Raw genomic sequence first — 18,555 nt, 5'->3', positions numbered from 1 at the left:
GCCCATCAAGGTCCGATGCTCATCAGAGCATCATTAACGAGACCGGATATACGTGTGCAGTCGTACCTACCGACCATCGTGCCTCGTGCTTGCAAACGGGGAGGACTCCATATACGCCCAGGGAGGGTTCACAGCGCCCACTCGACGGTCCGGCGTTCCGGGGCCTGTCGCCGGGATAGCTTTGAGCGGTGCTTTCATCTGCGATAACCCTGACTGGAGTCGGCCACCGCTTCCCCTGCCGGAGCGGGCTGAGTAAGGTAGATCGGTTACTCAGCAAGGGATCACCATGAACGAACATCTCGATCGGCTCGCGCCGCAGCCGCTGTGGCGTCACTTCCGCACCCTGTGCGAGACCCCGCGCCCCTCCGGCCACGAGGCCGCCCTGGCGGAGCGTCTAGAGGCCTGGGCCGACGCCCGGGGCCTCGCCCACGAGCGCGATGCCTTCGGCAACCTGCTGATCCGCAAGCCCGCGACTCCTGGCCGCGAGGCCGCCCCGGGGGTGATCTTCCAGGGCCACCTGGACATGGTTCCCCAGGCCAACAGCGACCACCCCCACGACTTCACCCGCGACCCCATCCAGACCCGCCTTGGCGACGATGGCTGGCTGCGCGCCAGCGGCACCACCCTGGGCGCCGACAACGGCCTCGGTGTGGCCGCCGCCCTGGCGATCCTCGAGGCCGATGACCTCGAGCATGGCCCGCTGGAGGCGCTCTTCACCCTGGAGGAGGAGTCCGGCATGGGCGGGGCGCTCAACCTCGCCGAAGGCTGGCTTACCGGGCACTACCTGCTCAACCTCGACTCCGAGGATCGTGGCGAGGTGTTCATCGGCTGTGCCGGCGGCACCGATGTGGTGGTGGAGGCGCAGCTGCCGACCGCGGCGATGGCCGACGACGAGGTGGCGCTGCGGCTGTCGCTCACCGGCCTGCGCGGCGGCCACTCGGGAATCGATATCCACAAGGGGCTGGGCAACGCCAACCGGCTGCTGGTCCGCGCGTTGCGCGCCCTGGAGCGCTTCGATGCCCGCCTGGTGAGCTACCAGGGCGGCACCCTGCGCAACGCCCTGCCACGGGAGGCCTTCGCCGTGCTGGCGCTGCCCGAGGAGGAGCGCGAGGCTGCCACGGCCGAGATGGCAGCCCTCGAGGCCACCCTGCGCGCCGAGCTGGCCGGGGTCGACGATGGGCTTTCGCTGACCCTCGAGGCGACCGAGAGGCCCGCCGACGAGCCGCTCAATCCCCAGGCGACCCACCTGCTGCTGGCCGCCCTGCACGCCGCACCCTGCGGCGTCGAGCGCATGAGCCAGGAGGTGCCCGGCGTGGTCGAGACCTCCAATAACCTCGGGGTGGTCAGCCTCGAGAAAGGACGCTTCCAGCTCGGCGCCCTGGTACGCTCGCTGCGCGACAGTGCCACCCGGGACCTGGCCGACCGCCTGCGTGCGCTATTCGAGCTGATCGGCGCCCGGGTGCGCATCGAGAACGGCTACCCAGGCTGGACACCGCAGCCGGGCAGCGAGCTGCTTACGCGCTTCCAGCGGGTGCACCGCGAACGGCTGGGCAGCGACCCGGCGGTCAAGGTGATCCATGCCGGGCTGGAGTGCGGCATCCTGGGCGGCAAGTATCCCGAGCTGGAGATGATCTCCTTCGGCCCGCTGATCCGCGGCGCCCACTCGCCGGACGAGCGTGTCGAGGTCGCCTCGGTTGAGGAGTTCTGGACGCTGCTGCGTGCCCTGGTCGAAGACCTGGCTCGCCCCGCGGCCTGAGCGCCGCGCCAGCCAGACACGACAACGCCGGGCCTGGGGCCCGGCGTTGTCGTGAGAGAAACCCTGCTTCCGGATCAGGCCAGGTAGCTGGCCAGCATCCATACGGTCTTCTCCTGCTCGCGGATATAGTCGCCGGCCTGGGCGGCGGTGCCCTCGTCGTCGGCATCCGAGGCCAGGGAGAGGATCTCGCGCTGCAGCTCGATCAGCACCTGATAGCCTGCCAGCACGCCCTCGACGCAGGTCTTGCCGTCCGAGACGTTCTTGGCCTCCTTGATGCGCGAAATCTCGACGTAGTCGCTGTAGGCGTGCACCGGCTGGTGGCCCAGGGTGAGGATGCGCTCGGCGACTTCGTCGACCTTGGTCAGCAGGTCGGTATAGAGCTCCTCGAACTTCTCGTGGAGCTGGAAGAACTGCGGGCCCTTCACGTTCCAATGGTAGCCGCGCACGTTCATGTAGAAGATCTGGTAGTTGGCCAGCAGCTCGTTGAGTTTCTCGGCCAGCTGGCTGGCGCTGGCCTCGTGCAGGCCGATACGGTTGGTGTCGCTCATGCGAATGCCTCCTTGGTCGCTTGGGTATCCATGATCAGCGTGCCGCCAGATAGCGGCCAGCGAATCCTGACCATGGCCATGATAGCCGTGTTGCATGACATCATGGCGGGCGATGCCGATTTCAAGTGACCTGCGTCACCCCGCCGCGCCTACAGTGCGGGGCAATCGCAGATGGCAGTACCGCTCAAGGCTGTTCCCGGCGCCTTTCGCCATCACCCTGTCGGTAACTGCGATTGCCCTGGCCTACACTGGAGCTGTCCAACCTCGGGAGAGAGACCATGCGTCCCTGGCCGTTGCTCTTCATGCTGGCGCTGGCCGGCTGCCAGACCGTTCCCGCGACCCTGCCGATAGCGGAGCCACCACCCGCGGCGGCCTGCCGCTGGCCGGCTGTGGCCGAGCCTCCCGGCGAGATCCTGCGTCGCGCGGTGGTCGCCCTGGAGGATGACGGCTTCCTGATCCGCCATACCGCCACTGCCCCGGCACTGGTGAGCGCCGAGCGTACCCGTATCCTGCCCGGCTACGGTGATCGCTACGCTTCCGGGGGGCGTCACGGGGTGTTCGGCGGCATCGGCCTCGGCGGGGGCAGTGGCGGCATCGGCGGCGGGGTGATGATCGGCTTCGGCGGGGTGGGCAGCCTGACCCGCGACGCCACCCAGCTGGAGCGGGTCTCGCTGCTGGTGAGCGGAAGTGAGGTGCGGGTCAGTCGCGACCTGCAGATCATCGACTGGCGCGGCGAGCTGGTGGAGACACGCAGTGCCAGCACCGCGGCCTTCTGCAGTGACCTGCACCGCGCCATGCGGGCCGGGAGTGCGCCATGAGTCGTCTGCCGATCATGCTGCTGGTGGCCCTGCTGCTCGCCGGGTGCGCCACCCCGCGGCCCGCGGCGTCGCCCACCGAGTTGATGCTCGCCGCGCCGCCGGATGCGGCCCTGGAGGCCGCCGCCGAGGCGTTGATGGCAGGCGGCTATGTGGTGCGCCACGCCGACGCCTCTCTGGGTCGGCTGGAGGCGGTGTTCTCGCGCTGGCCTGGCTATCGAGTACTGGTCCGTGTCGAGGCCCGGGGAGAGGGCAGCCAGCTTGCGCTGACCGCCACCCGCGGCGGGCGTGTCCTGCCACCGAGCACCCTGGAGCGGCTGACGGCGGAGATCGCCGCCAGGCTTGCCGCCAGTGACTGACCGCCGCTCGGCAGGCCCGGTATCGGCCGGTGGCCCTCAGCTGGCCTTTGCCGCCTCGGGGCGCAGGTCGAGCCCCTCGATCATGGCCAATACTCGGTCACGCATGGCGGCAAGGCCGTCGAGGTCGTAGGGAGTGGCCTCGCCCTGGCCCCACACCGGTCCCGGCCAGGCGTCGTCACCCTCCCGGCGCAGCACCAGGTGCACATGCAGCTGTGCCACCACGTTGCCGAGGCTCGCGACATTGAGCTTGTCGGCCTCCATCAGCGTCTTGAAGGCCTGGCCGATCCGCCCCGCCTCCCGCCACAGTTGCTGCTGCTCCGCCTCGTCCAGTTCGAAGACCTCGCTGATACCCCGCTTGCGCGGGATCAGCAGCAGCCAGGGAAAGCGGGTATCGTTCATCAGCCGCAGCTGGCACAGCGGCAGCTCGGTGACCGGATAGCTGTCTTCCACCAGGCGGGGGTCTGGCTCGAAGTGGTCCATCAGGGCTCTCCCGGGTAATCAACGAGCGGTATCGCCTGACTGGTATCATGCCACAGAACCGCTGACACAGAACCGCCGGGAGTTTTCCCGGGCTGCCCGGGCGGCTAAGCTGTGCAGCCCGACCCCGAAAGGACGCTCCCATGACCCTGATCGAGGCGCTGGCCCTGCTGCTGATCGGCACCCTGGCCGGCTTCATCAATGTGCTCTCCGCTGGCGGCTCCATGCTCACCCTGCCGCTGCTGATGTTCCTGGGCCTGCCACCCCAGGAGGCCAACGGCACCAACCGCGTCTCCATCGCGCTGCAGAGCGTCTCGGCGGTCTACAACTTCTTCCGTGCCGGGGCGCGCCATGTGGGCCTCTCGCTACGCCTCTCGGTGCCGGCAGTGGTTGGCTCGCTGGTCGGGGCCTGGCTGGCCCTGCGCACCGGCGATGCCCTGTTCGAGGCGATCCTGATCGTGGTGATGGCGGGGTCGGCACTGCTCATGCTGCTGCCCCAGCCGCGCCTGGACACCCGTCCGCTGACGCCCGAGCGGCTGACTCCGGCGATCTACCTGGCGATGTTCGGCATCGGGCTCTACGGCGGCTTCATCCAGGTGGGGGTGGGCATCCTGTTCATCGTGGTGCTCTACCGGATGCTCAAGATCGACCTGGCCCAGGTTAATGTCTTCAAGGTGCTGATCGTGCTGGTCTATACCCTGCCGGCGCTGGTGCTCTTTCTGGTCAATGACCAGGTGCGTTGGGGTTACGGCCTGCTGTTGGCGGCGGGAAGCATGACCGGGGCCTGGCTGGCGGTGAAGGTCAATGTCAGTCCCCGCGGGGCCTTCGTGGTCAAGTGGCTCACCGTGGCGGTGATCGTGGCGATCATTCTGCGCTTGCTGATCGGGTAGGGCATGGCGTGCCGTTAGCTGCTAAATTAACCTTTGCAACACCCCGAATCCGCAAGGAGATAGAGCCCCATGAAACGATCACTGTTGATGCTGATGGCGGCGCTGTTCGCCGTGTCGCTGCTCTCCGGCTGCAATACTATCCGCGGTGCCGGCCAGGATATCGAACGGGGCGGCGAGGCGATCCAGGACGCCAGCGACTGATTCCCACCCCCAGGGGGGCGTACCGCCGGAGCGTCTGTCGCTTCGGCGTTTTTTATCGCTTCTGAGATAGAAACCCAGGATAGAAACCCAGGCAAGGAAACCCAGATGTTCATGACGAGACTCTCGCCGCTTGTGGTTGGCCTGCTGCTGGCCGGCTGCAGCAGCATGAATGCGGCACCGAGCCCTGATCCGGCCCCACCGCCGCCCCGGGTGGAGGCCAGCGGCGAGTGCGGCGCGGAGCGCGTCCAGGACCGTGTCGGCCGCGCCTACAGCGAGGCGCTCGGCGAAGCGATCCGCGACGAGAGCGGGGCGGCCGCCATGCGGGTGATTCGCCCCGGCGAGGCGGTGACCCTCGACCATCGGCCCGATCGCCTCAACGTCCACCTCGACGAGACGGACACCATCGCCTCCCTGGACTGTGGCTAGTCGCTCCCTTCCCTGGCGCCGTGCTCGTCCTGGGTGCGGCGCTCCTCCTCCTCGGCCTGCTTGCGCAGTTTCTTGCGCAGGGCGGCCTTCTCGAAGCGCAGCTTCTGCAGTTTCGTCTCCAGCCTGAGCGGAGGCACGGGGGCCGGCTTGCCGTCGGAGTCCACCGCCACCATGGTCAGGTAACAGCTGTTGGTGTGACGGATCAGCTTGTTCTGGATGTCCTCGGCCACCACCTTGACGCCGATCTCCATGGAGGAGCGGCCGACGTGGTTGACGCAGGCCAGGAAGGTGACCAGCTCGCCGACGTGGATCGGCTGCTTGAACAGCACCTGGTCCACCGAGAGGGTGACCACGTAGTGGCCGGCGTAGCGGCTGGCGCAGGCGTAGGCCACCTCGTCGAGCTTCTTGAGGATAGCGCCGCCGTGTACCTTGCCGCTGAAGTTGGCCATGTCGGGGGTCATCAGCACGGTCATCGATAGCTCATGCTGGCCGGGCAGGGGGTGGGCGTCCATGAGTGGTCTCCTTGTGTGTTATCCACAGCATAACGCCTTGCCCCCTACCTGGGGACAAGGCGTTTTGCGTGGGGAGGGAGCGAACGTCAGAACCAGGTCAGGCCGATGGAGATCAGTACCCCGGTGATGACCAGCTGGATCAGGCAGAAGCCCATGATGTCCTTGGCCTTGAGGCCGGCGATACCCAGCACCGGCAGCGCCCAGAAGGGCTGCAGCAGGTTGGTCCAGGCATCACCCCAGGCCACGGCCATGGCCACCCGCGGGATCTCCACCCCCAGGGCCTCGGCGGCGGGCAGCATCACCGGCGCCTGCACCGCCCACTGTCCGCCCCCGGAGGGCACGAAGAGGTTGACGATGCCGGCGCTGATGAAGGTCCAGAAGGGCAGGGTGGTCTCGGTGGCGAAGGAGACCAGCCCCTCGGAGAGGGTCGCCGCCAGGCCGGACTGCACCATGATCGCCATGATCCCGGCGTAGAAGGGGAACTGGATGACGATGCCGGCGCCGCCCTTGATCGCCTCCTGCAGGCTGGTCAGCAGGCTGCGCGGGGTGCGGTGCAGCACGATGGCCAGGAACAGGAACAGGAAGTTGACGATGTTGAGGTTGAGGCCTCCGCCGCGCAGGAAGAAGTGGTCGATCAGGTAGATCAGGCCGGGGATACCTACCAGCCAGGCCAGCACCACGCTGTTCTCCATGCGTTCGGCGGGGCGGGTGATGCGCACGCGCTCCTCCTCGTCCTCACCCAGCAGCTTGGGATCGATGAAGACGCTCTCGTTCTCGTCGGGGAGCATCATGCGGTTGACCAGCGGTACGGCGATGAACAGCATCACCACGATGGCCAGGTTGAAGAAGGCGAAGACGGTGGAGCCGGTGCCGATCACGCCGATCTGGTCGACACTGAAGTGACCCTCGGTGGCGATGGTCAGCGGTACCGAACCGGCCAGGCCGCCGTGCCACACCACGAAGCCGGAGTAGGCGCTGGCCACCAGCAGGCGGTAGTCGACGCGCACCAGGCGAGCGAGCTCCTTGGCGAACAGCGCACCCACCACCAGGCCGAAGCCCCAGTTGATCCAGCTGGCCGCCAGCGATACATAGGTGACCAGCAGGATGGCGCCGCCGGGGCCCTTGGCCAGGGCGGCCAGGCGCTGCAGCAGCTTCTTGACGGGCGGGGAGCTGGCCAGCATGAAGCCGGTGACCAGCACCAGCAGCATCTGCATCGAGAAGGTCAGCAGGTTCCAGAAGCCGTCGCCCCACATGCGCATCACCGCCAGCGGTGTCTGGCGCTCCACGGCGATGGCGGCCACCGCGGCGATGATGGTCAGCAGCAGCACGAAGATATAGGGGTCGGGCAGATAGCGTTCGACCAGCTTCACCGCCGGTCTCGAGAGGGCCTTGAGCATAGCGTTCCCTTACTGTTGTGAGTGTTCTTGGTGGTCCAGCACAGAAAGTAGCGCAGCGTCAGTATCTTGCGTTATTTCGCTGCCAACGGTCCAGGCCTCTCACACCAGTCGCTGCGCCGGCGTTGGCGGTAGTAGGCGATCAGCGTCGCCGAGCGCACCAGGGTAAACAGCGTGAAGGCCAGCCACAGGCCATGGTTGGTGAGGGCCTCCGGCATCAGCGCCTGGCCCAGCCACCAGGCCGGCAGGTAGACGGCCAGGCCGGCGAAGATGCTGTTGCGCATCTCGCGGATCGCCGTGGCGCCGATGAAGACGCCGTCCAGCAGGTAGCTCCACACCGCGAGCAGCGGCATGGCGACCATCCACGGCAGGTAGCTGGCGGCGGTTTCCCGTACCTCCGGCAGGCCGGTGAGCAGGGCGATCAGCGCCTCGCCGCCCAGGGCGAAGGCCAGCGAGGCGAGGCCGGCAGTGGCCAGCGAGAACCAGGCCGCGCCGCGCACCGCCTGGGCGAACTCCTTCCAGCGCCTGGCCCCCACCGAGCGTCCGGTAAGGGCCTCGGCGGCATGGGCGAAGCCGTCCAGGGCGTAGCTGGTGAGCATGATGAACTGCAGCAGCACGGCGTTGGCGGCGAGCACGGTGTCGCCCTGGGCCGCGCCCCGGGAAGTGAAGAAGGCCATGGCAAACAGCAGCCCCAGTGTGCGCACGAAGAGATTGGCGTTGACCGAGAAGAGCTCGCCGTAGGCGGCAAGCGCCAGCAGCCGGCTACGCAGGAAGCGCCCCGAGAGCCACCTGAGTTGGCGCGAGACCAGCCACAGGCCGAAGGCGAGTGCGGTGTAGTCGGCGATCACCGTGGCCCAGGCCACGCCGTCGCTGGTCATGCCCAGGCCCACCACGAACACCAGGTCGAGCACGATATTGACGCCGTTGGTCAGCACCAGGATCGCCAGGGTCACCCGCGAGTTCTGCTGGCCCAGGAACCAGCCGAGGATGGCGTAGTTGGCGAGCACTGCCGGCGCCGAGAGGATGCGGATCTCGGCATACTCGGCGGCCAGTGCCGTGGCCACCTCGCTGCCATCGAGCAGCCACAGCCCCAGCGTGATCAGCGGCCGCGAGAGCAGGATCAGCGCGGCGCCGATGCCCGCTGCCAGCAGCAGCGACTGGCCCAGCAGGTTGCGCACGTCGCTGTCGTTCTCGCGGCCCACCGCCTGGGAGGTGAGCCCGGTGGTGCCCATGCGCAGGAAGCCGAAGCCCCAGTAGAGGAAGCTGAACAGGGTGGCACCCAGGGTCACCGCGGCCAGGTAGCGTGAGTCCGGCAGGTGGCCGACCACGGCAGTATCCACCAGCCCCAGCAGCGGCACAGTGATATTGGAGAGGATGATCGGCCAGGCCAGCGTCAGGATGCGCCGGCGCGCGGACGTCGGTGACGAAGGTTCCGAGCGGCTCACGATGGGCTCCCGAGGGTTGCCAGCCGCGCAGCATGGCCGGCGGCGACATATAACGCAACCGCCCCGCGCTGGGGCGGGGCGGTTGTGGCAGCTAGGCTCGTTTATCGCTTAGAAGCGGTAGCCGATGCTGGCGGAGATCATATCGATCTCGAAGTCTTCGCCGCTCTCGCTGATATCGTAGCGCTCGAACTCGGCGCGCATCAGGATGCGCTCTACCTCATACTCGGCGCCGATACCGTAGAATGGATCGGTGCCGTCTTCGCTTCCAGAGAGATTCCAGCGCTGATTATTCGCGTCGGTTAAGTTGGCACTGATGTCACCATCCCAGGCAACCATGCCGAGTTTACCGTAGACACTAAAGCCATTCTGAATGGGCAGTTTACCTACCAGGGCAAAACCAAAACCTTCAGCACTTAATTTGGCATCAGCGGGGTCGCCATTGAGGACTCCATTGGCCTCAAAATCTCCAAAATCGAGATAACTGGCCTCGACAGCAAAATTCGGATTGAACTGGTAACCAACGAACAGCTTGTAGCCAGTGTCGCTGTCATCTGTATTAGCACCAGCAGAATCAAGTAGGTCGAGAGTGTCGTTATCCATCTTGGTGTACCCCAGCCCAGCACCCACATACGGCCCCTCGTTGGGGTTGTACTGATAGCTCTGGGCGAAGGCGGGGCTGGCGACGAGGGTGGCCAGGGCGGCGGTGGCGATCAGACGTTTCATCATGCGCTCCATTGCATGGTGGTGGTGCAGGCAGCGCCTGCGGGTTGGGCAAGCGGCGAAAGCCGTCTACCCTGATGTAAGATCCTGTGAAAGGATGTAACCTCGGGCATTCTAGAAGCTAACAATGGTTAGTGCCATACCCGATAGATCGGTTGGCTGGTACTGGCAGGAAGACAACGGCAGCAGAGACTGCAGGGAGCAGGGGAATGAAAGCGATGGGCAAGCGGACCTTGATTTTCTTCGCGCTGGCGATGGTGACGCTGCTGGGCACCACCCCGGCGGTGGCCCAGGAGCAGCGTGCGGAGGCCCAGCCGAGTGGCGGGGCGATGATCGCCGACGCGGTGATCGCGCGGCCGCTGCTGGCGGCGGCCACCGTGGGTGGCACGGCGGTGTTCCTGGTCACGCTGCCCTTCACCGCCCTGGGTGGCGGCGTGGATACCGCCGCCGAGACGCTGATCAAGACCCCGGCCGAGGCGGCCTTCCGCCGCTGCCTGGGCTGCACGGTAAGCAGGCGCGCCGACGAGCTCTAAGCCGCCAGGCTCAAGGTGTTGTCACCGTCGCAGCGATATATAGAAGCGCCGACGCCCCGCTCTCAGGAGCGGGGCGTCGTTGTATCGGTGATCGTGTGTCTGCGCGGGAGACCGTCAGGCGGCGGTGATGCGCTCATACTTGGCCATCAGTTCCTCACGGCTCTCCTCGCGCTCGGGGTCGAGGGGAATGCAGTCTACCGGGCACACCTGCTGGCACTGCGGTTCGTCGTAGTGGCCGACGCACTCGGTGCACAGCTCCGGATCGATGACGTAGATCTCCTCGCCGGGCGAGATGGCGCCGTTGGGGCACTCGGGTTCGCAGACATCGCAGTTGATGCACTCGTCGGTGATCATCAGGGCCATGGGGGTACCTCACGGAAGTCGCTGGCCGCGGTCGTCGGGATCTGCTCGGTGCAATCCCGAGCCTTGTAGTCAGGTATTGTAAAGACTCTTCAGCGCCGCGGCGACCCTGGGGTGGACATGTTGCGATACGTCGCCGCCCAACTTGGCGATCTCGCGCACCAGGGTGGAGGAGATATAGGAGTTCTCCACTGCCGGGGTCAGGAATACGGTCTCGAGTTCCGGCATCTGGGCACGATTCATGTTGGCAAGCTGCAGCTCGTACTCGAAGTCGGAGACCGCACGCAGGCCCCGCAGCAGCACGCGCGCGCCTTGCTGCTGCATGAATTCGGTCATCAGCCCCGAGAAGCCGACCACCTCGATGTTGTCGAGTCCGGCGGTGACCTCCCGTGCCAGGGCGATCCGCGTATCGATATCCAGCGCCGGGCCCTTGCCGGGGCTCGTGGCGATGGCCACCACCACCTTGTCGAAGAGTCGAGAGGCGCGCTCGATCAGGTCGAAGTGGCCGTTGGTGATGGGGTCGAAGGTGCCGGGGTATATCGCGGTGTTCATCGCCGTCACTCCTCGAGTCGTCCGAAGGGGTTGTCCACTGCCAGGGAGACCGGGCGGGCATAGCCGGGGATCTGGATCTCGGTGTCGCTGAGCGTGAGCTCCGGTCCCTCCAGCACGCCCTCGCCGAAGCGGTAGCGCGGCGCGAAGCGCCCCTGGTCGGCCTGTCGTCGGTAGGCGATGGCGGCCTCGCGGGTCGCCTCGCGGCGTACCTGCCAGGCGGCAACGGCGGCCTCGCCGTGGCGCTGCACCAACAGGCGCTCGGTCACGGCCGGGGAGAGCAATACGCCGGTGGCGTTGTTGCCGCCGAAGCCCTTGGCGTTGATGAAGGCGGCGTCCGCGGAGAAGCGCATGGCCTCGCGTGAGAGCCGCAGCCGCTCGGCATGAACGTCGTCTGCCACGGCGTCCAGGGTGGGGATGCCGGGCAGCAGGCCGTGGGCGAAGCTGCCCAGGGCGTTGGTCAGCTGGTCGCCGGCGGCGCTGCCCTGGGAGTGACCGACGAAGGCCTTCACCGCAACCACCGGCCATGCCTCGATGCCATAGGCCCGCGCCACCAGGTCGAAGACATGGGATTCGGTCACCCGGTTCTTGGGCGTGCTGGTGCCGTGGGCTTGGACGAAGGTGCGCTCGCGCAGGGCCTGTTCACCGAGCATCTCTCGCACCAAGGAGGCGGCCTTGCCCAGGGTGATGTAATTGCCGATGCCCGGCGCGGAGATCGAGCGTTTCCACCCATCAGCATTGACGAAGACGTCCGGCACGCTGCCGAGGATCTCGGCACCCACCTCCAGGGCCAGTGCATCATCCATCAGCATCACGAACTGGCTGGACTCGGCGATGGTGAAGCCGCAGTTGCGGGCGAAGGGGCGGCAGGCGCGCTGGTAGTCGGCGTCGGTCAACAGCTCCAGTGCATCCAGGGCGCGCAGGCTATCGTCGTCGGCCAGGGCCCCCATGGTGCGGAAGCCTTCGATGATCTCCGCGGTGACCGGGGCATCGGCGGTGCCCACCATCACCACCCGGCGGCGTCCGGCGCGGAGGTCGTCGACCCCCAAGCGCAGGTTGTAGAGGAAGCTGGCGCAGGCGCCCATGGCCGCACCGGTGCCCCCCACGCTGCCCAGCACATAGGCGTTGAGGAAGTCGGCGGGCATCTGGCCGTAGCCCAGCGGCATCTGCTTGGAGGTGGCACGCTTGCCGGAGACGAAGCTCTTGAGCAGGCCGCCCCAACCCTCGTCGTCGAGCTGGCCGATGGAGTTGCCGGCGTAGACGGCGACCTCGTCGGGATCGAGCCGGTCGCGCAGGGTGTCCCAGTCGAGGCCGCTGTCGCCCAGGCAGTCGCTGGCGGCGAAGATGGCCATGGAGAGCCCGCGCGGATGGTGTACGCTGCGGTAGAGCTGGCTGGGCTCGAAGCCGCTGGGCAGCTGGCCGGCAGCACGCACCTGGGCGGGGCGGTGCTCGGGGAGCATCACGTCCATCTCCCCGGCGGGCACCGTCACCTCGAGCAGCTTGCGGTCGAGTTCGCGCACCTGCCAGGTGGCCGGCAGGTCCTGGGGCAGCTGGCGACGCCGGATGCGGAAGGTGAGTGGCGCGTCCAACGCCAGGCTGGCTCGACGATTGGCAGGCAGGCCCTCGTCGTTGAAGCGCGGGTCCTCGATGCGGCGGATCAGGGTATGGTCGAGGACCTGCTGGCGGGTCTGCTCGACAATGGCGCCGGGGTCCAGGGTGTGCCCTTCGGCGTCCTGCCAGCTGCCGTCCTCCTGGCCGCTGGCCAGGCGCATCATGGCGGCCAGGCCGAGCAGGGTGCGGGCCTGTTCCTCCGCGGGCAGGGCGTCGAGCACGGTACGGCGAAACGCCTGGTGGCCCGAGGTTCTGCCGGCAGGGTTCACGCCGCCCATGCCGACGATCACCGGTAAGTGTGACAAGCCGGATTCCTCGTTGTGCTGTTGGTGTCTACGAGTTCGTTATTGATCGTGGATCATAGCACCCGGCCAGCGGCGGCGTCATGCGGCCGCCCGGGTTGGGCGGCCGGGTGTCAGCCGTTCTGTTCGATGCCCTGCACGTACCAGGGGGCGCCATCGCGCAGCTCGCGCATCAGGTGCCAGGTCTCGTTGAACTCGCTGTGCTCACCGTTCTCGTCGAGGATGCCGTGGAAGATCACCGTGGCCTCGGCCTGCTGCCCCACCTCCTGGACCATCCCCAGCTCGGCGAATAGGCGCACCACCTCGGTGCGGTTGTTGGCCGGCTGGCGGGCGCGCTCCTCGCGCAGCAGATTGTAGAGCTCCGGAGTGACGTACTCCTGAATGCCGGCGAAGTCGTTGTTGTCCCAGGCGCGCTGCAGGGTCATGAAGTGCTCCTTGGCACCGCCCAGGAAGCGCTCCCGGTCGAACCACTCGGGTTCGCCGGCAAAGGCGCCAGCGGATGGAGCAGCACTGGCCTGGAAGGACTGGGCCGTGGCTGCGCCGCGCGTCTCATCGGCGTTTGGCGCGGGGCCACCCGCCACGGCCGGCCGCCGGCGTGCCAGCAGCCGGAAGAGCAGGAAGGCGATGCCGGCAACCACCAGGATATCCATCAGCCGCAGTTCATCGAAGGCGCCACCGAAGAACAGTGCGGCGAGCAACCCGCCGGCCAGCATCCCGCCCAGCATGCCGGGCATGCGCGATCCCGTGCGGCCCTGGGTGGCGCGGGTGCCGGTGGCCTGGTTCTGGGTCGCGGCCGGCTGCTGCTGAACGCTGCGTGACTGGGTGCCGAAGCTCTTGCCGCCGCCCAGGCGACGCGCCTCCGCGTCCTGCAGGGCCGGGCCCAGAGTGAATAAACCCGCCACCAGCATGATCAGCAGGTGGCGGAAGAGCGAGGTATGAGTAAATCGTGTGGTCATGGGGTGTCGTCTTCGGTCAGGGGGAGGAAGAGTCGAGTCAGGCCATTCTAGCGGCTATGCTGGTGGCCTCCACTAAAATCGACAGCGTAGTGCCGACAACAGTAGTGCCGACAACAGTAGTGCCGACAACAGTAGTGCCGACAACAATAGGGAGTGAGAGCCATGCGCCTGAAACGAGAAGAGAGCCTGCTGCTGGTCGTTGATCTGCAGGCGGGTCTGCTGCCGGTGATCGAGCACGGCGACCAGGCGGTGAACGAGGCGGCCTGGCTGGGCGGTCTGGCCGAGTCCATCGAGGTACCGGTGTGGGTCACCGAGCAGTACCCCGAGGGGCTGGGCGGCAGCGAGCCGCGGCTGCTCGAGGCGCTGCCAGGGCACCGGCTATGGCAGAAGTTGACCTTCGACGCCTGCGCCAACCCGGAGTTCGCCGCCACCCTTGCGGAAAGCGGCCGGCGCCAGGTGGTGCTGTGCGGCACCGAGGCACATATCTGCGTGATGCAGACCGGGCTCGGACTGCTTGAGGCGGGCTACGAGGTCTACTGGCTGACCGAGGCCTGCGCCAGCCGCCGCGCGGCGGAGGCGCACCTGGCTCGGGAACGCATGGTGCAGGCGGGAGCGGTGGCGGTGAGCGCCGACATGGTGGCCTACGAGTGGCTGCACCGCTGCGACGACGAGCGCTTCAAGCAGGCCCACCGCCGTTTCCTCAAGGCTCGCGCCTCACGGCCGCTGGTGTTTGCCTAGCCGCGATGCCTTGGGAGGCTTTCGGCCTCCTTTCGCGCAGGATTTGCGCTCCCACCGGTAGCGTGGGAGCCCGATTTATCGGCGATGGCGGGAAGCAACGACGATCGGGGCTCCCCTGCCGGCTCAGGCGGCACCCTCGGGGCGGGTGAAGACCAGGGTGTCGCCCTCGCTCATGGCGGCGTTGTAGGCGTAGCCGGCCACGTCGAACTCCTTCAGGCCCTCCGGGTCGTCCAGGCGCTGGCGGATCATCCATGCCGCCATCAGGCCGCGGGCCTTCTTGGCGTAGAAGCTGATGATCTTCAGCTTGCCGTTCTTCTCGTCCTTGAACACCGGGGTGATCACCCGCGCCTCGAGCTTCTTGGTATCGACCGCCTTGAAGTACTCATTGGAGGCGAGGTTGACCAGCACCGGGCTGCCGCTGGCCGCGACGGCGCGGTCGAGTTCGGCGGTGAGGGTCGCCTTCCAGAAGGCGTAGAGGTCCTTGCCCGCCGGGTTCTCGAGCCGGGTGCCCATCTCCAGACGGTAGGGCTGGATCAGGTCCAGCGGGCGCAGCAGGCCGTAGAGGCCGGAGAGGATGCGCAGGTGCTCCTGGGCGAAGGCGTTGTCGCCGTCGTCGAAGGTGTCGGCCTCGAGACCCACGTAGACGTCACCCTGGAAGGCCTGGGCGGCGGGCTTGGCGTTCTGCGGGGTGAAGGGGGTGTGCCACTCGCCGTAGCGCGCGGCGTTGAGGGCGGCCAGCTTGTCGCTGATGCCCATCAGCTCGGAGAGCCGCTGGGGCGAATAGTCGCGCAGGATCTCGATCAGCTCGCGGCTCTGGTCGAGGAAGTCCGGCTGGGTGTGCAGGGCCGTGGTGGCCGGGGTCTCGAAGTCCAGCGTCTTGGCGGGCGAGATCACGCTCAGCATGGGGCGCTCCTGAATCCGGTGGGGTCGCGGACGAGTATACCAAGGGCGCCCCGCCCGAGGGGCTATCGCGGTGATAGTCGCCAGGCGGAGCGTTGGCCTCAGGGGGCGGGATTGGAGTAGCGCCGATGCACGTCCTCGATGGCCTCGAGCACCTCATCGTCGAGGCGCAGCGACTCGCTGGCCAGGTTGCTCTCCAGCTGCGCCATGCTGGTGGCGCCGATGATGTTGCTGGTCAGGAAGGGGCGCGAGTTGACGAAGGCCAGCGCCATCTGTGCGGGGTCGAGGCCGGCCTCCTGGGCGATCCTCACATACTCGGCGGTGGCGGCCTGTGCCTGGGGATTGGTGTATCGCTGGAAGCGCTCGAACAGCGTCAGCCGGGCACCTTCCGGGCGGGCGCCGTCGAGGTACTTGCCGGAGAGCATGCCGAAGGCCAGCGGCGAGTAGGCGAGCAGCCCCACCCGCTCGCGATGGGCGATCTCGGCCAGGCCCACCTCGAAGCTGCGGTTGAGCAGGTTGTAGGGATTCTGCACCGAGGCGACCCGGGGCAGGCCCTGGGACTCGGCCAGGTGAAGGGCACGCATCACGCCCCAGGGGGTGTCGTTGGACAGCCCGATGGCGCGCACCTTGCCGGCGTCCACCAGCTCCTTGAGCGCGGCCAGGGTCTCCTCCAGCGGAGTGGCGTCCTCCTCCTGGTCATGCACGTAACCGAGCTTGCCGAAGAAGTTGGCCTTCCGCTCTGGCCAGTGCAGCTGGTAGAGGTCGACGTAGTCGGTCTGCAGGCGCTCAAGGCTCTCGTCGATGGCCTGATGGAGGTGTGCGCGAGTCAGCCGCGGGCCGCCACGGATATGCTCGAGGCCGGGGCCGGCCGCCTTGGTGGCGATGATCACGTCGTCGCGGCTGCCGCGGCGCTTGAGCCAGCTGCCGATATAGCTCTCGGTGCGGCCCTGGGTCTCCGCTCTGGGTGGCACCGGGTACATCTCGGCGGTGTCGATGAAGTTGATACCGAAGGCAACCGCGCGCTCGAGCTGCTCGTGGGCCTCGGCCTCGCTGTTCTGTTCGCCAAAGGTCATGGTGCCCAGACAGAGGCGGCTGACCTCGATGCCGGTATCGCCCAGCGGTCGCGTCTGCATCCTGGCGTCCTCACGGTTCGGGAAATGGAGTCGGCATGGTAGCCAGGCACTGACGGGGCGGCAATGCCCGGGGTTGAGTCCCTGCGGGGGCGGGCGTATGCTGGCCGCCCGTTATGCCCCGTGGACCGGGGTGGGCCAGATGTCAGACGCCGCGCACAGGGTGGTGCCGGGTGTCTTTTTCTCGCGATACAGGATTCGGTGGAAGGCCATGACACAGGCATCATCACTGTTCACACGGCTCGAGTACCGCCTGGCGGAGCAGCTCTTCCATACCCGCTGGTTGCCTCGTTCGCCGCGTACCCAGCGCCTGACCATGCATCTCTTTCAGCGCTGTGCCGACGCCGGCCATCCGGCGGCGCTCTCCACCTATGGGCACATGCTGTTCCACCGCGGCCTGTCACCTCAGGACAAGGCCCGCGGTGCACGCTATGTGCTCGAGGCGGCCCACGCTGGCGACTCTCGTGCCCAGTACCAGGCCGGGCAGATCTACGAGAATGGCTGCGCCCTCTATCCGCGCCGTGACGACCACGCCGTGACCTGGTACGCCCGCGCCGGCGAGGCGGGCCATCCGCTGGCTGCCCAGCGCCTGGCGCGCGCCTATCGTGAGGGCCAGCTGGGTCTGGCGGTGGATGCCGAACGTGCCGCCCACTGGCAGTGCCTGGCCGACCGCGCCGCTGGATTCGGCGAGGCGCTGGACAGCGTGGAAGACGAGACGCGACACTAGCCTGCGAGGTGCCGCTGCGGCGGCGCTCTTCCTTTCGTGGCTGCCTCGAGGACCCTGCCCGCCGTGACGCTACCGACCCTGCTCGATATCGAGGCGTCCGGATTCGGGCGCGGCAGCTACCCCATCGAGGTGGGGCTGGCTCGCCCCGATGGCAGCAGCTGCGCCTTCCTGATCCAGCCCCTGCCTGAGTGGACCCACTGGGATCCCAAGGCCGAACTGCTTCACGGCATCAGCCGTGCACGCCTGCAGCGCGAGGGGTATCCGGTGCGCCAGGTGGCGCAGTGGCTCAATGACGAGCTCGGCGAGTTGAAGATCTGCTACAGCGACAGCTGGGGCTACGACAATACCTGGTTGTCGCTACTCTTCCATCATGCCGGCATGCTGCCGGCCTTCCGCCTGGAGGCGCTGCGCAAGCTGCTCAATGAGGGGCAGTTGGCGCTGTGGAAGCCTACCAAGGAGGCGCTGATCGAGGAGCTGGGCATCCACCGGCATCGCGCCGGCGAGGATGCCCGGCTGCTGCAGCTCACCTACCAGCGTACTCGCGAACTGGCCGGCGAGGCCTGACTCAGCGCGCCAGGCGGGCTTCCAGCATGTCCAGCAGGTCGAGGGGGGCGCTGGCGTCGAACAGCTCGGCGCGGGTGCGGGCGTTGAGAAAGCCCTGTTCCACGGTGTTGTCGAGAAAGGCCAGCAGCGGCGCGTAGAAGCCCTCGCTGTCGAGCACGCCGATGGGCTTGTCGTGGAGCCCGAGATAGTGCCAGGTCCAGGCTTCGAAGAACTCCTCCAGGGTGCCGATCCCCCCGGGCAACATGATGAAGGCGTCGGCATGGGCCGCCATGCTGGCCTTGCGCTCGTGCATGTTGCGCACATGGATCAGCCGGGTCAGGCCGCGGTGGGCCTGCTCACGCTCCACCAGGTGGTCGGGCATCACCCCGATGACCTCGCCGTCGGCCTCCAGGGCGGCATCGGCCAGGGCGCCCATCATCCCGATGCGAGCGCCCCCATAGACCAGGGTGTGTCCACGGTGCGCCAGCGCCTCGCCCAGTCGTCGGGCGTCGGCCAGGTACTGCGGGTCACGGCCCTCCCGTGAGCCCAGAAAGACGCAGAATCTCGACATGCTCATCTCCTTGGCAAGAGCGCCCATCCTGGCGTGCCCCGCGTGTTGCCGCAATAGCTGGAAGCAGAACGACGAGGGGCGCCATCAGGCGC

23 protein-coding genes are annotated in these 18,555 nt (G+C 67.3%); 10 read left to right on the top strand and 13 right to left on the bottom strand.

Translation table 11 applies throughout. The features are described 5' to 3' along the window. Positions 1-286: 286 nt before the first annotated feature. On the top strand, positions 287-1,756 hold the full coding sequence (locus LWH48_RS15375; RefSeq protein ID WP_232913231.1) for an aminoacyl-histidine dipeptidase: 1,470 nt from the start codon (positions 287-289) through the stop codon (positions 1,754-1,756). Between the two features lie 74 nt (positions 1,757-1,830). On the opposite strand, the gene LWH48_RS15370 is transcribed toward LWH48_RS15375, so the two are convergent. Continuing rightward, entirely contained in the window at positions 1,831-2,304 is a 474-nt protein-coding gene (locus tag LWH48_RS15370) for a Dps family protein (protein ID WP_232913230.1), read from the bottom strand. Positions 2,305-2,582: 278 nt separating this feature from the next. Between LWH48_RS15370 and LWH48_RS15365 the strand changes: the two genes are divergently transcribed. After that, a complete protein-coding gene (locus LWH48_RS15365; RefSeq protein ID WP_232913229.1) occupies positions 2,583-3,122 on the top strand; it encodes a hypothetical protein in 540 nt (179 codons plus the stop codon). Next, positions 3,119-3,478: a hypothetical protein gene (locus LWH48_RS15360; protein ID WP_232913228.1), complete on the top strand. Its 360-nt coding sequence runs from the start codon at positions 3,119-3,121 to the stop codon at positions 3,476-3,478. Before LWH48_RS15365 ends, LWH48_RS15360 begins: the two co-directional genes overlap by 4 nt. A gap of 36 nt (positions 3,479-3,514) precedes the next feature. On the opposite strand, the gene LWH48_RS15355 is transcribed toward LWH48_RS15360, so the two are convergent. Further along, entirely contained in the window at positions 3,515-3,958 is a 444-nt protein-coding gene (locus LWH48_RS15355) for an HIT domain-containing protein (protein WP_161429969.1), read from the bottom strand. A 140-nt stretch (positions 3,959-4,098) separates the two neighbouring features. Here LWH48_RS15355 and LWH48_RS15350 point away from each other — a divergent pair, with 140 nt between their 5' ends. The 3 genes from LWH48_RS15350 (at position 4,099) to LWH48_RS15340 (ending at position 5,472) form a co-directional block, all read left to right on the top strand. Continuing rightward, positions 4,099-4,845, top strand: coding sequence for a sulfite exporter TauE/SafE family protein (locus LWH48_RS15350; protein ID WP_161429970.1), 747 nt, complete (start codon positions 4,099-4,101; stop codon positions 4,843-4,845). A gap of 69 nt (positions 4,846-4,914) precedes the next feature. Then, complete coding sequence (locus LWH48_RS15345) at positions 4,915-5,046, top strand: entericidin A/B family lipoprotein (RefSeq protein WP_031217497.1); 132 nt, start codon at positions 4,915-4,917, stop codon at positions 5,044-5,046. 105 nt (positions 5,047-5,151) lie between these two features. Further along, the gene (locus tag LWH48_RS15340) at positions 5,152-5,472 is read left to right on the top strand and encodes an I78 family peptidase inhibitor (RefSeq protein WP_232913227.1); all 321 of its coding nucleotides are present in this window, start codon (positions 5,152-5,154) and stop codon (positions 5,470-5,472) included. Here LWH48_RS15340 and LWH48_RS15335 read toward each other — a convergent pair. From LWH48_RS15335 to LWH48_RS15320, 4 genes are all read right to left on the bottom strand, one after another. Continuing rightward, entirely contained in the window at positions 5,469-5,984 is a 516-nt protein-coding gene (locus tag LWH48_RS15335; protein ID WP_232913226.1) for an acyl-CoA thioesterase, read from the bottom strand. The two genes, LWH48_RS15340 and LWH48_RS15335, sit on opposite strands and share 4 nt — an antisense overlap. A gap of 86 nt (positions 5,985-6,070) precedes the next feature. Further along, on the bottom strand, positions 6,071-7,381 hold the full coding sequence (locus LWH48_RS15330) for a short-chain fatty acid transporter (RefSeq protein ID WP_161429974.1): 1,311 nt from the start codon (positions 7,379-7,381) through the stop codon (positions 6,071-6,073). 71 nt (positions 7,382-7,452) lie between these two features. Then, entirely contained in the window at positions 7,453-8,823 is a 1,371-nt protein-coding gene (locus LWH48_RS15325; RefSeq protein WP_232913225.1) for an MATE family efflux transporter, read from the bottom strand. 108 nt (positions 8,824-8,931) lie between these two features. Continuing rightward, complete coding sequence (locus tag LWH48_RS15320; protein WP_232913224.1) at positions 8,932-9,546, bottom strand: outer membrane beta-barrel protein; 615 nt, start codon at positions 9,544-9,546, stop codon at positions 8,932-8,934. Positions 9,547-9,752: 206 nt separating this feature from the next. Here LWH48_RS15320 and LWH48_RS15315 point away from each other — a divergent pair, with 206 nt between their 5' ends. Next, entirely contained in the window at positions 9,753-10,076 is a 324-nt protein-coding gene (locus tag LWH48_RS15315; RefSeq protein ID WP_232913223.1) for a hypothetical protein, read from the top strand. Positions 10,077-10,190: 114 nt separating this feature from the next. Here the strand turns inward: LWH48_RS15315 and LWH48_RS15310 are convergent, their stop codons facing one another. The 4 genes from LWH48_RS15310 to LWH48_RS15295 form a co-directional block, all read right to left on the bottom strand. Next, entirely contained in the window at positions 10,191-10,439 is a 249-nt protein-coding gene (locus LWH48_RS15310) for a YfhL family 4Fe-4S dicluster ferredoxin (protein ID WP_089679530.1), read from the bottom strand. Between the two features lie 69 nt (positions 10,440-10,508). Beyond that, positions 10,509-10,988, bottom strand: a complete 480-nt coding sequence (coaD, locus tag LWH48_RS15305; RefSeq protein WP_232913222.1) for a pantetheine-phosphate adenylyltransferase — start codon at positions 10,986-10,988, stop codon at positions 10,509-10,511. Between the two features lie 5 nt (positions 10,989-10,993). Next, positions 10,994-12,874: a beta-ketoacyl synthase gene (locus tag LWH48_RS15300; RefSeq protein WP_232913233.1), complete on the bottom strand. Its 1,881-nt coding sequence runs from the start codon at positions 12,872-12,874 to the stop codon at positions 10,994-10,996. A gap of 137 nt (positions 12,875-13,011) precedes the next feature. Beyond that, the gene (locus LWH48_RS15295) at positions 13,012-13,854 is read right to left on the bottom strand and encodes a Tim44 domain-containing protein (protein WP_232913221.1); all 843 of its coding nucleotides are present in this window, start codon (positions 13,852-13,854) and stop codon (positions 13,012-13,014) included. Positions 13,855-14,016: 162 nt separating this feature from the next. Here LWH48_RS15295 and LWH48_RS15290 point away from each other — a divergent pair, with 162 nt between their 5' ends. Continuing rightward, positions 14,017-14,592: an isochorismatase family protein gene (locus LWH48_RS15290; protein ID WP_232913220.1), complete on the top strand. Its 576-nt coding sequence runs from the start codon at positions 14,017-14,019 to the stop codon at positions 14,590-14,592. 123 nt (positions 14,593-14,715) lie between these two features. On the opposite strand, the gene yaaA is transcribed toward LWH48_RS15290, so the two are convergent. Both yaaA and LWH48_RS15280 read right to left on the bottom strand, forming a co-directional pair. After that, complete coding sequence (gene yaaA, locus LWH48_RS15285) at positions 14,716-15,495, bottom strand: peroxide stress protein YaaA (protein ID WP_232913219.1); 780 nt, start codon at positions 15,493-15,495, stop codon at positions 14,716-14,718. A 98-nt stretch (positions 15,496-15,593) separates the two neighbouring features. Further along, on the bottom strand, positions 15,594-16,625 hold the full coding sequence (locus LWH48_RS15280) for an NADP(H)-dependent aldo-keto reductase (protein WP_232913218.1): 1,032 nt from the start codon (positions 16,623-16,625) through the stop codon (positions 15,594-15,596). A 208-nt stretch (positions 16,626-16,833) separates the two neighbouring features. Between LWH48_RS15280 and LWH48_RS15275 the strand changes: the two genes are divergently transcribed. Both LWH48_RS15275 and LWH48_RS15270 read left to right on the top strand, forming a co-directional pair. Beyond that, positions 16,834-17,349: a tetratricopeptide repeat protein gene (locus LWH48_RS15275; protein ID WP_161429982.1), complete on the top strand. Its 516-nt coding sequence runs from the start codon at positions 16,834-16,836 to the stop codon at positions 17,347-17,349. Between the two features lie 63 nt (positions 17,350-17,412). Then, positions 17,413-17,913, top strand: a complete 501-nt coding sequence (locus LWH48_RS15270) for a 3'-5' exonuclease (RefSeq protein WP_232913217.1) — start codon at positions 17,413-17,415, stop codon at positions 17,911-17,913. Between the two features lies 1 nt (position 17,914). Here the strand turns inward: LWH48_RS15270 and LWH48_RS15265 are convergent, their stop codons facing one another. Continuing rightward, complete coding sequence (locus tag LWH48_RS15265) at positions 17,915-18,463, bottom strand: TIGR00730 family Rossman fold protein (RefSeq protein WP_232913216.1); 549 nt, start codon at positions 18,461-18,463, stop codon at positions 17,915-17,917. Positions 18,464-18,555 lie beyond the last annotated feature (92 nt).

This window comes from Halomonas sp. G15 (assembly GCF_021282295.1).
Lineage (GTDB): Bacteria > Pseudomonadota > Gammaproteobacteria > Pseudomonadales > Halomonadaceae > Halomonas > Halomonas alimentaria.
This window is presented reverse-complemented; position numbering and strand designations above follow the sequence as displayed.

Bases quoted from the DNA above. Each gene is read 5' to 3' on its own strand.
- coaD (WP_232913222.1), bottom strand. From the start codon at position 10,988: ATGAACACCGCGATATACCCCGGCACCTTCGACCCCATCACCAACGGC.
- LWH48_RS15345 (WP_031217497.1), top strand. From the start codon at position 4,915: ATGAAACGATCACTGTTGATGCTGATGGCGGCGCTGTTCGCCGTGTCG.
- LWH48_RS15275 (WP_161429982.1), top strand. From the start codon at position 16,834: ATGACACAGGCATCATCACTGTTCACACGGCTCGAGTACCGCCTGGCG.
- LWH48_RS15355 (WP_161429969.1), bottom strand. From the start codon at position 3,958: ATGGACCACTTCGAGCCAGACCCCCGCCTGGTGGAAGACAGCTATCCG.
- LWH48_RS15290 (WP_232913220.1), top strand. From the start codon at position 14,017: ATGCGCCTGAAACGAGAAGAGAGCCTGCTGCTGGTCGTTGATCTGCAG.
- LWH48_RS15300 (WP_232913233.1), bottom strand. From the start codon at position 12,874: ATGGGCGGCGTGAACCCTGCCGGCAGAACCTCGGGCCACCAGGCGTTT.
- LWH48_RS15330 (WP_161429974.1), bottom strand. From the start codon at position 7,381: ATGCTCAAGGCCCTCTCGAGACCGGCGGTGAAGCTGGTCGAACGCTAT.
- yaaA (WP_232913219.1), bottom strand. From the start codon at position 15,495: ATGCTGAGCGTGATCTCGCCCGCCAAGACGCTGGACTTCGAGACCCCG.
- LWH48_RS15265 (WP_232913216.1), bottom strand. From the start codon at position 18,463: ATGTCGAGATTCTGCGTCTTTCTGGGCTCACGGGAGGGCCGTGACCCG.
- LWH48_RS15335 (WP_232913226.1), bottom strand. From the start codon at position 5,984: ATGGACGCCCACCCCCTGCCCGGCCAGCATGAGCTATCGATGACCGTG.
- LWH48_RS15350 (WP_161429970.1), top strand. From the start codon at position 4,099: ATGACCCTGATCGAGGCGCTGGCCCTGCTGCTGATCGGCACCCTGGCC.
- LWH48_RS15360 (WP_232913228.1), top strand. From the start codon at position 3,119: ATGAGTCGTCTGCCGATCATGCTGCTGGTGGCCCTGCTGCTCGCCGGG.
- LWH48_RS15310 (WP_089679530.1), bottom strand. From the start codon at position 10,439: ATGGCCCTGATGATCACCGACGAGTGCATCAACTGCGATGTCTGCGAA.
- LWH48_RS15295 (WP_232913221.1), bottom strand. From the start codon at position 13,854: ATGACCACACGATTTACTCATACCTCGCTCTTCCGCCACCTGCTGATC.
- LWH48_RS15280 (WP_232913218.1), bottom strand. From the start codon at position 16,625: ATGCAGACGCGACCGCTGGGCGATACCGGCATCGAGGTCAGCCGCCTC.
- LWH48_RS15315 (WP_232913223.1), top strand. From the start codon at position 9,753: ATGAAAGCGATGGGCAAGCGGACCTTGATTTTCTTCGCGCTGGCGATG.
- LWH48_RS15340 (WP_232913227.1), top strand. From the start codon at position 5,152: ATGTTCATGACGAGACTCTCGCCGCTTGTGGTTGGCCTGCTGCTGGCC.
- LWH48_RS15365 (WP_232913229.1), top strand. From the start codon at position 2,583: ATGCGTCCCTGGCCGTTGCTCTTCATGCTGGCGCTGGCCGGCTGCCAG.
- LWH48_RS15375 (WP_232913231.1), top strand. From the start codon at position 287: ATGAACGAACATCTCGATCGGCTCGCGCCGCAGCCGCTGTGGCGTCAC.
- LWH48_RS15370 (WP_232913230.1), bottom strand. From the start codon at position 2,304: ATGAGCGACACCAACCGTATCGGCCTGCACGAGGCCAGCGCCAGCCAG.
- LWH48_RS15320 (WP_232913224.1), bottom strand. From the start codon at position 9,546: ATGAAACGTCTGATCGCCACCGCCGCCCTGGCCACCCTCGTCGCCAGC.